The following is a 12918-nucleotide window of genomic DNA, read 5'->3' as shown; positions in this document are numbered from 1 at the left end:
TGGCGGGTGACCCGGTGGGTGGTTGCCCGGGTGATTGCCCGGGTGATTGCCCGGGTGATTGGGAGCCGGTCACAGGGGAAGCCTACGATCGTGAGCATGGGAAGCCCTGCCTTGAAACGGGCGCGCGACAAGATGGTCGCGGCCGGTGTGGACGAGGTCGCGATCGAGACGTTCGCCCACTACTTCCGACTGCTCGAGCACGGCGAGACCGGCATGATCCCGGAGTCGTCGATCGAGCCGGTCGACATGGAGTCGCTCGCGTCGGTGGAGGTCGCCGACGACGTCGCCTCCGCCGCGATCCGCAGGACCGCGGTGATCAAGCTCAACGGCGGCCTCGGCACGTCGATGGGCATGGACCGCGCCAAGTCGCTGCTCTGCGTGCGCCGGGGGCTGTCGTTCCTCGACATCATCGCGCGCCAGGTGCTGCACCTGCGCAAGCACTACGACGCCACCTTGCCGCTGATCTTCATGAACAGCTTCCGCACGTCCTCGGACACGATGGCCGCGCTCGCGCGCTACGAGGACCTGCCGGTCGAGGGCCTGCCGCTGGAGTTCCTGCAGAACAAGGAGCCCAAGCTGCTGGCCAAGGACCTCTCGCCGGCGAGCTGGCCCAAGGACCCCGACCTCGAGTGGTGCCCGCCGGGTCACGGTGACCTCTACACCGCGCTGCGCGGCACGGGCCTGCTGGAGCGGCTGATCGAGCAGGGCTACGAGCGGGTCTTCGTCTCCAACTCCGACAACCTCGGTGCGGTCCCCGACGCCCGGGTCGCCGGCTGGTTCGCCGCCTCCGGCGCGCCGTTCGCGATCGAGGCCGTCCGGCGCACCCCGTCCGACCGCAAGGGCGGCCACTTCGCCCGCCGCAAGATCGACGGCCGGATCGTGCTGCGCGAGACCGCTCAGACGCCCGACCAGGACAAGGACGCGCTGGCCGATCTCGACCGCCACAAGTTCTGCTCCACCAACAACCTGTGGTTCGACCTCGCCGCGATGAAGCAGGCGCTCGACGTGCGCCAGGGCATCCTCGGGCTGCCGCTGATCCGCAACGTCAAGACCCTCGACCCCGGCGACCCGGCGACCCCCGAGGTGATCCAGGTCGAGACCGCGATGGGCGCCGCGATCGAGGTCTTCGAGGGTTCCCGGCTCATCGAGGTGGGCCGCGAGCGGTTCGTGCCCGTCAAGACCACCAACGACCTGCTGGTGCTGCGCTCGGACGTCTACGACATCGGCCAGGACTTCGTGCTCGACCAGACCGCTCCGGAGCTGCCGTTCGTCGACCTCGACACCGACTACTACAAGCTCGTCGGGGAGTTCGACAAGCGCTTCCCCGACGGTGCGCCGTCGATGAAGCGGGCCAGCTCCCTGCGCATCGAGGGCGACTGGACCTTCGCCCACGGTGTCGAGGTCGTCGGAGACGTCTCCCTGGAGGCGACGTCGGCCCAGCGCGTCGAGGCCGGCACCGTCCTCGCCGATGGCTGACCCGGCTGGGCAGTCCGAGGCGCTGATCTCGGTCGACGACCACGTCGCGCGGATCCTCGAGGCCATCGAGCCGCTGCCGGACTTCCCGCAGCCGCTCATGGACGCGCTCGGGCTCGCCGTGGCGGAGGACGTGGTCGCGCCGATCGGGCTGCCGTCGTTCGACAACTCCGCGATGGACGGCTACGCCGTACGCCACGAGGACGTCGTGAGCGCTGCCGAGGACAGCCCGGTCCACCTCCCGGTGGTGGGGGAGATCGGCGCCGGCCAGGCGCAGCTGCTCGCGATGTCGCCCGGCACCGCCGTCAAGATCATGACGGGTGCCCCGATGCCCGCCGGCGCGGACAGCGTGGTGCCCTACGAGTGGACCGACCGCGGCGTCGCGCGGGTGCGCATCGAGCGCGCCCCGTCACCGCGCCAGCACGTGCGGCCGGCGGGGGAGGACGTCTCGGCCGGCGACGTCGTGGTCTCCTACGGCACCGTGCTGGGTCCGCGTCACCTCGGCCTGCTGGCCTCGGTCGGCCGCGCGGCGGTCCGGGCGCGGCCCCGCCCGCGGGTCGTGGTGATCTCGACCGGGTCGGAGCTGCGTGAGCCGGGCACCGAGCTCGGCCACGACTCGATCTACGACGGCAACTCCTTCCTGCTCGCCGCCGCCGCTCGCGCCGCCGGCGCGATCGCGTACCGGGTCGGGATCGTGCCCGACGAGCCGCGTGCCTTCCTCGACGCGCTCCACGACCAGCTGGTCCGCGCGGACATCGTCGTCACCAGCGGCGGGGTGTCGCAGGGCGACTTCGACGTCGTGAAGGAGGCGTTGCGTCCGCTCGGGACCGTGTGGTTCGGAGGCGTCGCGATGCAGCCCGGCAAGCCGCAGGGGTTCGGCCACGTGGGCGAGGACCGCACGCCGGTCTTCACGCTGCCGGGCAACCCGGTCTCGTCGTACATCTCCTTCCAGCAGTTCGTGCTGCCCGCGATCCGCAAGCTGATGGGCCGTGCGCCGTACGCCCGGCCGACGGTCACGGCGCGCCTCACGCACGCGATCGGGTCGCCGCTGGGCAGGCGCCAGTTCGTGCGCGCGGAGTGCGGCGGCGGCTCGGTGACGCCGGTGGGCGGACACGGTTCCCACCTGATCGGCGATCTGGCATCGTCCGACGCACTGGTCGTGGTGCCGGAGGAGGTCGTCTCCCTCCAGGCGGGCGAGCTGGTCCAGGTCCTGAGGCTCGACGAGGAGTTCTAGTGATGGCCGAGCGGCTCACGCACGTCGACGAGTCCGGCGCCGCCCGCATGGTCGACGTCTCCGGCAAGGACGTCACCGCGCGGACGGCGACCGCGTCGGGCCGGGTGCTGGTCTCGCCGGAGGTCGTCGCGCTGCTGCGCGGCGACGGCGTGCCGAAGGGCGACGCCCTGGCCGTCGCCCGGATCGCGGGGATCATGGGCGCCAAGCGGACGCCCGACCTGGTCCCGCTGTGCCACCCACTGGCGATCTCGGGCGTCACCGTCGACCTCTCCGTGACCGACCATCCTCAGCCAGCGGTGGAGATCGCCGCCACGGTGCGCACCACCGACCGCACCGGTGTCGAGATGGAGGCGCTCACCGCCGTCTCGGTGGCGGCGCTCACGGTGGTCGACATGGTCAAGGCGGTCGACAAGGGCGCGGTGATCACCGACGTGCGCGTGGAGACCAAGACCGGGGGCAAGTCCGGCGACTGGAGCCGCTCGTGACCATGCGCGCCGAGGTCGTCGTCGCCTCCAACCGCGCCGCGGCGGGCGTCTACGAGGACGCCACCGGGCCGCTGATCGTGGAGGCCCTCCGTGAGCTCGGCTTCGCCGTCGGCGCGCCGGTCGTCGTGCCGGACGGCGAGCCCGTCGGCGCTGCGATCGCCGCGGCCGCCGAGGGAGGCGCGCGGGTCGTGCTGACCACGGGTGGCACCGGGCTGACGCCGACCGACCGGACCCCCGAGGTGACCCGTCCACTGCTCGACCGTGAGGTTCCCGGCATCGCCGAGGCGATCCGGGCGTACGGCGTGGCGCAGGGCGTCCCGACCGCGATGCTCTCCCGCGGCCTCGCCGGAGTCGTCGGCAGCTGCCTGGTGGTCAACCTGCCCGGCTCGCGCGGGGGAGTGCAGGACGGGCTCGCCGTGCTGCGGCCGGTCCTCGTGCACGCGGCCGAGCAGGTCGTGGGGAGCGACCATTGAGGCGGAGCGTCGGGAGCGACCATTGAGCGGGTGGCCGGCACGGCTGAGCTCTGAGGAGATCACCGTCCGGCCGTTGGCGGCGTCGGACGCGCGGGCCTGGCGCGACGCCCGCCGGCGCAACGCCGCGTGGCTGCGGCCGTGGGACGCCACCGTGCCTCCGGGCTCGGACTCCCGGCCCTCGACGTTCGGCCAGCTGGTCCGGCGGCTGCACCGGCAGGCCCGCGCCGGCACGACGTACCCGTTCGCGGTCGAGGTCGACGGCCGGTTCGCCGGCCAGGTGACGGTCAACAACATCGTGCGCGGCTCCGCGCAGTTCGCCTCGGTCGGCTACTGGCTCGATCGCGAGTACGCCGGGCGCGGGGTGATGCCGCGGGCGGTGGCGATGGTCATCGACCACTGCTTCGCCAGCGCCGGGCTCCACCGCATCGAGATCGCGATCCGCCCGGAGAACTCCAACTCCCTGCGGGTGGTGGAGAAGCTGGGCCTGCGCGAGGTCGGCTGCGCCCCGAAGTACCTGCACATCGACGGTGCCTGGCGCGACCACCGGCTCTACGCCGTGACCGCCGAGGAGTGTCCCGACGGGCTGCTTGCCCGAGTCAGATCACAGGAGTCACACGAGTGAATTTGCGACACACCTGTGGACATCCGAGGTCGGCTGCGCTATCGCTCCTACCCTCTGACCTGTGGACCTGAGCGCTCTGATCTTCGTCGCCCTCGCCGTGGCGTGGGCCGTCTATCTCGTCCCGAAGGCGCTCCGTCACCATGAGGACGTGGCGCGCAGCCGGTCGGTCGACCGGTTCTCCCACACCATGCGCGTGCTGGCGCGCCGCGAGCCGGTGGACACGCGCAGCGCCCGGCTCGTGACGCCCGGCCGTCCCGCCGCCGAGGCCACGCCCGCCGACAAGCCCGCCGACAAGCCGGCCGACAAGCCGGCCGACAAGCGCAGCGAGGCCGCGCCCGTCCAGCTCACCCCCGCCCAGCTGCGGGCCAAGCGCGCAGCGGCCAAGCGCGCCACCAAGCGCCGTCGCAACGTGCTCGCGCTCATCCTGGTCGCCATCCTCGCGGTGGTCGCAGTCGCGGCCTTCGGGGTGATCTCCTGGTGGTACGTCGCGATCCCCGTCGGCCTGCTGGTCGCCTGGCTGGTCGCCTGCCGGGTCATGGTCAAGGGCGAGCGCAGGATCCTGGTCCCGGCCGCCCGGATGCCGATCGACGTGCCCGCCGAGCGACCGGTCGACGGAGAGCCGGTCGAGGCCCCCGCGAGCCGGACCCTCACCGAGGATGGCGATGGCGCCGAGGTGGACCCGCTCGCCGACACGTCGGCCGGCATGGCCGCCATCGTCGACCCGGCCCTGTGGGACCCGGTGCCGGTCACGCTCCCGACGTACGTCAACAAGCCGGCCGCCGCGCGCCGCACCGTGCGCACCATCGCCCTCGACGACACCGGCGTGTGGACCTCCGGCCGCACGGACGCCGACGCCCAGCTGGCCCGCGAGGCCGACGAGGCCGAGCGCGCCGCCCGCCAGGCCCGCACCGACGGCGACGAGCACCGCGCCGTCGGCTCCTGACCGTTCATTCGGGAGTTCTGCCCGTTGAGTCGGGAGTTGTGGGAGCCGATTCGGTGCACCCGTGAGGCTGGTGCTAACGTTTCCCACCGCGTCGTAGGACGCACTGGGGCTGTGGCGCAGTTGGTAGCGCGTCTCGTTCGCAATGAGAAGGTCAGGGGTTCGAATCCCCTCAGCTCCACCAAGAGTTGGGCCGGTTCGCAGCGCAGAGCGCTGGGAGCCGGCCCTTCGAGCGTGTGGACCGAACCACCGAGTCGGGCTCTTCTGACTGATGTGTGGGTGCCCTGGGGTGGGTCGGCGGCCTCCCGGTGCTCGATCGTCCGTCCCGGCCGGTGCCGCCCGGAACTGGAAGGACGCACCTGTCGGGATGCCGCCGAGGTGTGGTCGCAGGACGTCATACGTCCCGGGCAGGCGGCTGCTCCATCCGCATGACGTCCCGTGAAGGCGACCACAGGCCGGCGACCACGGCGTGCGTCGGGCGCACCTGCAGACGCGCCGACTCGGCGGGGGTGGCACCTGCAGACGCGCCGGCTCGGCGTGGGAGGGTGCAGTCGGACGACCGACACCGACCAGCTGAGGAGACGCCGATGAGCGGCCACGAGGTGCGCCAGATCGTGCTGAGCACCGAGGATCTCGACGAGTCGATCCGGTTCTACACCGAGACCCTCGGGTTCACGCTGAAGTTCCGCGACGGCACCCACTACGCCGCACTCGACGGGGGCTCGATCACCGTCGCGCTGGCCACGGCGCTCGACCACCCGCTCCCGGGCAAGACCGTCGTCGCCGTCCGCACCGACGACGTCGACGCGCTGGCGCGCTCGATCGAGGAGAGCGGCGGGGCGATCGTGACCCCGCCGTACGACGACGCCCACGAACGCCGCGCCGTCGTCTACGACAACCAGGGCAACGGCCTGGTGCTCTACAAGGCCCGCTGAGGATTCACCTACCGTTTCTTGACTCGTTCAAGAAAAGCGAGCAGGATGCGGGGCATGCCCACGCCACCGGACTACCCGCAGATGCTGCGGGGGGCGGAGCTGCGCGTGACCCGGCCGCGAGTGGCCGTGCTGGGTGCCGTGCACGCCCACCCGCACGCCGACACCGAGTCGATCATCGGCGCCGTGCGCGAGGACCTGCCCGAGGTGTCCCACCAGGCCGTCTACGACTCGTTGCACACCCTGGCGGCCGCCGGGCTCGTACGCCGCATCCAGCCGGCGGGCTCGGTCGCGCGCTACGAGGCGCGCATCGGCGACAACCACCACCACCTCGTGTGCCGCTCGTGCGGCACCGTGGCCGACGTCGACTGCGCGGTCGGCGCGGCCCCCTGCCTGCATGCCTCCGACGACCACGGCTTCACCATCGACGAGGCCGAGGTCGTCTTCTGGGGCCTGTGCCCCGCCTGCTCACCCACCCGTTCGTGACCTGTGAACAACCGCCCGGAAGGAAGATCATGACCGACAGCCAGGACAACGTGACCACCCCCAGCGAGGAGGGCACCAGCCCGCAGGGCGTGGACCGCAAGGCCGAGGGTGGGTGCCCCGTCGCGCACGACAGCGCCACGGCCCAGGGCAGCGAGAGCGAGAACCCCGCGATCGACTCGCCGACCCCCAAGAACGGCGGCCGCCCGCACACCAACAAGGACTGGTGGCCCAACCAGCTCGACCTCTCGCCCCTGCGCACGCAGTCGTCGAAGACCAACCCGCTCGGCTCGGACTACGACTACTCCGAGGAGTTCAAGAAGCTCGATCTCGCCGAGCTGCGCCGCGACGTCGTCCGGGTGCTCAACACCTCGCAGGACTGGTGGCCGGCCGACTTCGGGCACTACGGCGGCCTGATGATCCGGCTGAGCTGGCACGCCGCCGGCACCTACCGCATCTACGACGGTCGCGGTGGCGCCGGTGACGGCAGCCAGCGCTTCGCGCCGCTCAACAGCTGGCCCGACAACGCCAACCTCGACAAGGCCCGGCGCCTGCTGTGGCCCGTCAAGCAGAAGCACGGCAGCAAGATCTCGTGGGCCGACCTGCTCGTCTACGCCGGCACCGTCGCGCTGGAGGACATGGGCTTCCAGACCTTCGGCTTCGGCTTCGGTCGCGAGGACATCTGGGAGCCCGAGGAGGTCATCTGGGGTCCGGAGGACACCTGGCTGGGCGACGAGCGGTACGCCGAGGAGCGCACGCTCGACGAGATGCTCGGCGCGGTCCAGATGGGCCTGATCTACGTCAACCCCGAGGGCCCCAACGGCAACCCCGACCCGATCGCGTCGGCCAAGGACATCCGTGACACCTTCGCCCGGATGGCGATGAACGACGAGGAGACCGTCGCCCTCATCGCCGGTGGCCACACCTTCGGCAAGACCCACGGCGCCGGTGACGCCGACCTGGTCGGCCCCGAGCCGGAGGCAGCACCGCTCGAGCAGCAGGGCCTGGGCTGGAAGAGCTCCTACGGCTCCGGCAAGGGCGCCGACACCATCACCTCGGGCCTCGAGGTCACCTGGACCACCACGCCCACGCGGTGGAGCAACGACTACTTCAAGATCCTGTTCGGCTACGAGTGGGAGCTCACGAAGAGCCCGGCCGGTGCCCACCAGTGGGTCGCCAAGGACGCCGAGGACATCATCCCCGGCCCGACGCCGGACTCGCCGAAGCGCAAGCCCACGATGCTGACCAGCGACCTGGCGCTGCGCTTCGACCCCGAGTACGAGAAGGTCTCGCGCCGCTTCCTGGAGAACCCCAACGAGTTCGCGATCGCGTTCGCCAAGGCCTGGTACAAGCTGCTGCACCGTGACATGGGCCCGGTGTCGCGCTTCCTCGGCCCGTGGGTGCCCGAGCCGCAGCCGTGGCAGGACCCGGTCCCGGCGCACGAGGGCGAGCTGATCGGCGACGCCGACATCGCGACGCTGAAGTCCCGGGTGCTCGAGTCCGGCCTCACGGTCTCCGAGCTCGTGTCCACCGCGTGGGCCTCGGCAGCGACGTTCCGCTCCACCGACAAGCGCGGCGGTGCCAACGGTGCCCGGATCCGCCTGGAGCCGCAGCGCAGCTGGGCGGTCAACCAGCCCGAGCAGCTCGCTGCCGTGCTCGACAAGCTCGAGGCGGTCCGCTCGGAGTTCAACGCGGCCGGCGGTGCCCAGGTCTCCCTGGCCGACCTGATCGTCCTCGCGGGCAGCGCGGCGGTCGAGAAGGCCGCCCAGGACGCCGGCGTCGACATCACGGTCCCGTTCCACGCCGGGCGCACCGACGCCTCGCAGGAGCAGACCGACGTCGACTCCTTCCGCGTCCTCGAGCCGCGGGCCGACGGGTTCCGCAACTACCTGCGCTCCGGTGACAAGCTGCAGCCGGAGAAGCAGCTGGTCGAGCGCGCCTACCTCCTGGGCCTGACGGCCCCGGAGATGACCGCCCTGGTCGGCGGCATGCGTGCGCTCGGCACGAACGTGGGCGGCACCGCCCACGGCGTCCTCACCGACCGCACCGGCGTGCTGAGCAACGACTTCTTCGTCAACCTGCTCTCGCCCGGCACGGTGTGGAAGGCCTCGGAGTCGGAGGAGAGCGTCTACGAGATCCGCGACTACGCCACCGGCGACCTCTTGTGGACCGCCACCGCGGTCGACCTGGTGTTCGGCTCCAACTCCGAGCTGCGGGCGCTGGCCGAGGTCTACGCCAGCGAGGACGCCCGCGAGAAGTTCGTGCGCGACTTCGTCGCCGCGTGGGTGAAGGTCATGGAGGCCGACCGCTTCGACCTCGCCTGAGCCACTCGGCACTGCCGTACGACGGCGCGCCACGTCCCGGTCGGCCCTCGGGGTCGGCCGGGACGTGCTGTGTCAGGAGGCGGCGCGCAGCGCTGCGGCGATCGCCAGCACGATCAGCACGAGATAGACGGCGTTCCAGCTCATGGGTGAGCCAATCGATGATGCGAGATGGGGACGGGACAGGGCAGCCGCCCCCCGGTGCCACCTGGTCCGAGGCTAGACCTCCGACAGCCCGCGCCGCCGCCTCCGGCTCGACCGGTCCAGACGAGTCCGTGAGGACCTGCGGTGCCGTCGCGCCGCCGCGAGTGCCATCGTGGACTCCGACGGCCGGCCGGTCGTCAGGTGATCGAGGAGGACACGGTGGAGGAGCCCGCAGAGGGACGTCGCAACGGCGTGCACCTGCTGACCTATGCGGACCGGTTCGGCGGCGACCTCGCGGGGCTGCGGCGGCTGCTGACCGAGGGGCCGCTGGCCGTGTTCGCCGGCGTGCACATCCTGCCGTTCTTCACGCCCTACGACGGCGACGACGCCGGGTTCGACCCCGTCGACCACGCCACGGTCGACCCGCGCCTGGGTGACTGGTCCGACGTCGTCGCGCTGCGCGAGGCCGGGCTCGAGGTCACCGCCGACGTGATCGTCAACCACGTCTCGGCCGACTCCGCCGAGTTCCGCGACTGGCTGGCCCACGGCGAGGAGTCGGCGTACGCCGGCATGTTCCTCACCTTCGACACCGTCTTCCCCGATGGCGGCACCGAGGCCGGCATCACCGCGATCTACCGGCCGCGTGCCGGGCTGCCGTTCACGCCGTACGGGATGGCCGACGGCACCCGCCGCCTGGTGTGGACGACGTTCATGCCCTCGCAGGTCGACCTCGACGTCGCCCACCCGGTGGCCCGCGACTACCTCAGCCGGGTGATGCGCACGCTGGCCGACGGTGGTGTGCGGACGGTGCGTCTCGACGCGGTGGGGTACGCCGTCAAGACGGCCGGGACCGACAGCTTCATGACCGACCAGACGCTGGAGTTCGTCAGCGAGGTCACCGACCTCGCGCACGCCGAGGGCCTCGAGGTTCTCGTCGAGGTGCACGCCCACCACAGCCAGCAGCGGGCGGTCGCGGCGGTGACCGACCTCGTCTACGACTTCGCGCTCCCGCCCCTGCTCCTGCAGGCGCTCGAGACCGGTCGGACGGACCGGCTCGCGGAGTGGCTGGAGATCCGGCCGGCCAACGCGATCACCGTGCTCGACACCCACGACGGCATCGGCGTGATCGACGCCGGGCCGGCGCGGGAGTGGCCCGGGCTGATGGATCACGACGAGATGGCCGCGGTCTTCGAGGCGGCCGCCCGGCGAACCCGGGGCGAGTCGGCCCGGTTCTCGACGCCCGTGGCGTGGGCCGCGCTGCCGCACCAGGTCAACTCGACGTTCTACAGCGTCCTCGGCGAGGACGACGACGCCTACCTCACCGCGCGCGCCTTCCAGCTGTTCACGCCCGGGCGGCCCCAGGTCTACTACGTCGGCCTGCTCGCCGGCAGCAACGACGTGGCGCTCGCCGAGCAGACCGGGGTGGGTCGCGAGATCAACCGGCACCGCTACACCGCCGAGGAGATCGAGGCCGCGCTGGAGCGCCCGGTGGTCCGGACGCAGCTCGAGCTCATCCGCCTGCGTGCCGCCCACCCGGCGTTCGACGGCGAGTTCACCTGCGCCCATGAGGAGGACGGTGTCCTCGTGCTCACCTGGACCCACGGCGAGCACCGGGCCGAGCTGCGAGCGGATCTCGCATCCCGCACCCACACGGTGTCGGCCACCGACCACTCCGGCAGCTGAGGCCCGGCGTGCGCGTCCTGGGCCTCGACATCGGGACGTCGTACGTCAAGGCGGTCTGCGTCGAGCTGCGCCCCGGCGCGGATCGCCCGGTGACGCTCGCCGGGCTGCGCCGGAAGCCGACTCCGAGCAGCGCGCACGAGCTCGTCGACCTCGCGCGCCTTCTGCTCGACGAGGTGGGCGCCCACGGTGCGGTGGCGGCGATCGGGATCGCCTCGATGGCCGAGACCGGGGTCCCGCTCGACCACTCCGGCGAGGCGTTGACCCCGCTGCTCACCTGGGACGGCGCGCGCGCACGGAGTGCCCTGCTCGACGGCCTCGACCCGGGCCCGCTGTTCGCCCGCACCGGAGTGCGGCTCTCGCCCAAGGTGCCGCTGGCCACCTGGGCCTGGCTGGCCGAGGCGCACCCGGAGGTGCACGAGCGCCTGCACCGCTGGGCCGGGGCCGCCGACCTCGTCGCGCTCGCGCTCACCGGGCGGCTCGTCACCGACCACACCCTCGCCGGGCGCACCGGCGCGTACCTCCTCGACCGGGACGGCTGGGCGGACGACCTGCTCGACCTGGTGGGGCTGCGTGCCGGCGTGCTGCCAGAGGTAGCCGCCCTCGACGAGGTCGCCGGCCACGCCGGCGGGGCGCCGGTGGTCGTCGCCGGCCACGACCATCAGGTCGGTGCGCACGCGTGCGGGGTCCGCCGGCCCGGCGACACCGCCGACTCGCTCGGCACGACCGAGGTGCTGCTGCGCGTGCTGGACGGCGATCCCGATCGCGAGGGCGTGCGCGTGGCCGGGATGAGCCTGGTCCGCACCGTCGGCGGCCGCGCGCGGGCCCTCGTCGCCGGCAACAGCGCCGCCGGCTCGGCGTACGCCACGTGGATGGAGGAGCACCCCGCGGTCGACGACCTGCCGGCTGGGCCGACCCAGCTGCTCGTCCTGCCCTACGTGCGCGGACGCCAGTCACCCGAGCCCGACCCCGACGCGACGATGCGCGTGGTCGGCGACGTCGACGGGGCAACGCCCGGCGCGCTGACCAAGGCGGTGCTCGAGGGCCTGTCCCTGCAGGCGCGCTGGATGTACGACGTCCAGCGGCGCCTGGATCCCGGCCACGCCGACGGCCCGGTCGTGCTCCTGGGTGGCGCCGGGGTCCGCAACACGGCCTGGACCCGGGTCAAGGCCGAGGTGTTGCCCCGCCCGTTGCACGTCGTCCACCAGGACGAGACCGTCGCGGTGGGCGCGGCCATCGTCGCGGCCGAGCGCGCCGGACTCGTCGAGCCGGGCTCCGTCGTGCTCCCTGCGTCACCGGTCGCGCGGCACGCGGGCGATCCCTACCGCGAGCTCTACGCCGCGTTCGTGCGCGAGGCGGTCAGCCCGCGTCCAGCACCCGCTGCAGGAAGCGGCGGGTCCGCTCCTCGCGCGGATCGGTGAGCACCTCGGCGCCGCCGCGCTCGGCGACGACACCCTCGTCGAGGAACAGGGCCTGGTCGGCGACGTCCCGCGCGAACCGCACCTCGTGGGTGACGATCACCAGCGTCTGACCCTCCGCGGCCAGGTCGCGGATCACCGCCAGCACCTCGCCGACCAGCTCGGGGTCGAGCGCCGAGGTCGGCTCGTCGAGAAGCAGCACCTCGGGCCGCAGGGCGAGCGCGCGAGCGATGCCGACCCGCTGCTGCTGGCCACCGGAGAGCTGACCGGGGTAGGCGTCCTCGCGGCCGGCCAGCCCGACCTGCGCGAGCAGCTCGCGCGCCGCGCTCATGGCCTCCTCCGGGTCGCGGCCCTGCACCTGCACCGGTCCCTCGACGAGGTTGCCCAGCACGGTCTTGTGGGGGAACAGGTTGTGGGCCTGGAAGACCATGCCGCTGCGCATCCGCAGCGCCTTCACCGCGCGGCGGTACGCCGACTTGTCGGCCGGCGGGTCGGAGAAGTCGATGCTCGCGTCGCTGATCCGCACCAGGCCGGCGTCGGGTGTCTCCAGCACGTTGAGCGAGCGCAGCACGGTCGTCTTGCCGGAGCCCGACGGGCCGAGCAGGACGGTGACGGTGCCGGCCGCCGCCGTGAAGTCGACTCCCTTCAACACCCGGTGCTCGCCGAAGGACTTCGTCAGTCCGCGGACCTCGATCAGATCACTCATGGGGGTG

Annotated in this window: 12 protein-coding genes and 1 tRNA gene; 12 read left to right on the top strand and 1 reads right to left on the bottom strand. The window is 72.3% G+C overall.

Annotated features, from left to right (window positions below; translation table 11 throughout):
• Window positions 1-96: 96 nt before the first annotated feature.
• The 12 genes from Q0L15_RS07885 (at window position 97) to Q0L15_RS07830 (ending at window position 12208) form a co-directional block, all read left to right on the top strand.
• The gene (locus tag Q0L15_RS07885; RefSeq protein WP_296603449.1) at window positions 97-1476 is read left to right on the top strand and encodes a UTP--glucose-1-phosphate uridylyltransferase; all 1380 of its coding nucleotides are present in this window, start codon (window positions 97-99) and stop codon (window positions 1474-1476) included.
• Window positions 1469-2707, top strand: a complete 1239-nt coding sequence (glp, locus tag Q0L15_RS07880) for a gephyrin-like molybdotransferase Glp (RefSeq protein ID WP_296603448.1) — start codon at window positions 1469-1471, stop codon at window positions 2705-2707. Before Q0L15_RS07885 ends, glp begins: the two co-directional genes overlap by 8 nt.
• A gap of 2 nt (window positions 2708-2709) precedes the next feature.
• Window positions 2710-3192: a cyclic pyranopterin monophosphate synthase MoaC gene (gene moaC, locus Q0L15_RS07875; protein WP_296603446.1), complete on the top strand. Its 483-nt coding sequence runs from the start codon at window positions 2710-2712 to the stop codon at window positions 3190-3192.
• A 2-nt stretch (window positions 3193-3194) separates the two neighbouring features.
• Window positions 3195-3665: a MogA/MoaB family molybdenum cofactor biosynthesis protein gene (locus Q0L15_RS07870; protein WP_296603453.1), complete on the top strand. Its 471-nt coding sequence runs from the start codon at window positions 3195-3197 to the stop codon at window positions 3663-3665.
• A gap of 22 nt (window positions 3666-3687) precedes the next feature.
• Window positions 3688-4287 carry a GNAT family protein gene (locus Q0L15_RS07865; protein WP_296603444.1) on the top strand — a complete coding sequence of 200 codons (600 nt, stop codon included), beginning with the start codon at window positions 3688-3690 and terminating at the stop codon, window positions 4285-4287.
• 61 nt (window positions 4288-4348) lie between these two features.
• The gene (locus Q0L15_RS07860; RefSeq protein ID WP_296603442.1) at window positions 4349-5230 is read left to right on the top strand and encodes a hypothetical protein; all 882 of its coding nucleotides are present in this window, start codon (window positions 4349-4351) and stop codon (window positions 5228-5230) included.
• A 105-nt stretch (window positions 5231-5335) separates the two neighbouring features.
• A tRNA-Ala gene (locus Q0L15_RS07855) sits at window positions 5336-5411 on the top strand.
• Between the two features lie 403 nt (window positions 5412-5814).
• Complete coding sequence (locus Q0L15_RS07850) at window positions 5815-6162, top strand: VOC family protein (protein WP_296603441.1); 348 nt, start codon at window positions 5815-5817, stop codon at window positions 6160-6162.
• 54 nt (window positions 6163-6216) lie between these two features.
• Window positions 6217-6645 carry a Fur family transcriptional regulator gene (locus tag Q0L15_RS07845; protein WP_296603440.1) on the top strand — a complete coding sequence of 143 codons (429 nt, stop codon included), beginning with the start codon at window positions 6217-6219 and terminating at the stop codon, window positions 6643-6645.
• Between the two features lie 29 nt (window positions 6646-6674).
• On the top strand, window positions 6675-8966 hold the full coding sequence (gene katG, locus Q0L15_RS07840) for a catalase/peroxidase HPI (protein ID WP_296603439.1): 2292 nt from the start codon (window positions 6675-6677) through the stop codon (window positions 8964-8966).
• Window positions 8967-9326: 360 nt separating this feature from the next.
• On the top strand, window positions 9327-10790 hold the full coding sequence (gene gtfA / locus Q0L15_RS07835; RefSeq protein WP_296603438.1) for a sucrose phosphorylase: 1464 nt from the start codon (window positions 9327-9329) through the stop codon (window positions 10788-10790).
• An 8-nt stretch (window positions 10791-10798) separates the two neighbouring features.
• The gene (locus tag Q0L15_RS07830; RefSeq protein WP_296603436.1) at window positions 10799-12208 is read left to right on the top strand and encodes an FGGY family carbohydrate kinase; all 1410 of its coding nucleotides are present in this window, start codon (window positions 10799-10801) and stop codon (window positions 12206-12208) included.
• Here the strand turns inward: Q0L15_RS07830 and Q0L15_RS07825 are convergent.
• On the bottom strand, window positions 12147-12911 hold the full coding sequence (locus Q0L15_RS07825; RefSeq protein WP_366939555.1) for an amino acid ABC transporter ATP-binding protein: 765 nt from the start codon (window positions 12909-12911) through the stop codon (window positions 12147-12149). The two genes, Q0L15_RS07830 and Q0L15_RS07825, sit on opposite strands and share 62 nt — an antisense overlap.
• Window positions 12912-12918 lie beyond the last annotated feature (7 nt).

It is taken from the genome of Nocardioides sp. (genome assembly GCF_024509035.1).
Lineage (GTDB): Bacteria > Actinomycetota > Actinomycetes > Propionibacteriales > Nocardioidaceae > Nocardioides.
Note: the sequence above shows the minus strand (reverse complement) of the source record. Positions and strands in the feature narration are given on the sequence as shown.

Excerpts from the sequence above, each read along its gene's own strand:
- Q0L15_RS07885 (WP_296603449.1), top strand. The coding sequence starts at position 97 with ATGGGAAGCCCTGCCTTGAAACGGGCGCGCGACAAGATGGTCGCGGCC.
- glp (WP_296603448.1), top strand. The coding sequence starts at position 1,469 with ATGGCTGACCCGGCTGGGCAGTCCGAGGCGCTGATCTCGGTCGACGAC.
- moaC (WP_296603446.1), top strand. The coding sequence starts at position 2,710 with ATGGCCGAGCGGCTCACGCACGTCGACGAGTCCGGCGCCGCCCGCATG.
- Q0L15_RS07870 (WP_296603453.1), top strand. The coding sequence starts at position 3,195 with ATGCGCGCCGAGGTCGTCGTCGCCTCCAACCGCGCCGCGGCGGGCGTC.
- Q0L15_RS07850 (WP_296603441.1), top strand. The coding sequence starts at position 5,815 with ATGAGCGGCCACGAGGTGCGCCAGATCGTGCTGAGCACCGAGGATCTC.
- Q0L15_RS07845 (WP_296603440.1), top strand. The coding sequence starts at position 6,217 with ATGCCCACGCCACCGGACTACCCGCAGATGCTGCGGGGGGCGGAGCTG.
- katG (WP_296603439.1), top strand. The coding sequence starts at position 6,675 with ATGACCGACAGCCAGGACAACGTGACCACCCCCAGCGAGGAGGGCACC.
- Q0L15_RS07825 (WP_366939555.1), bottom strand. The coding sequence starts at position 12,911 with ATGAGTGATCTGATCGAGGTCCGCGGACTGACGAAGTCCTTCGGCGAG.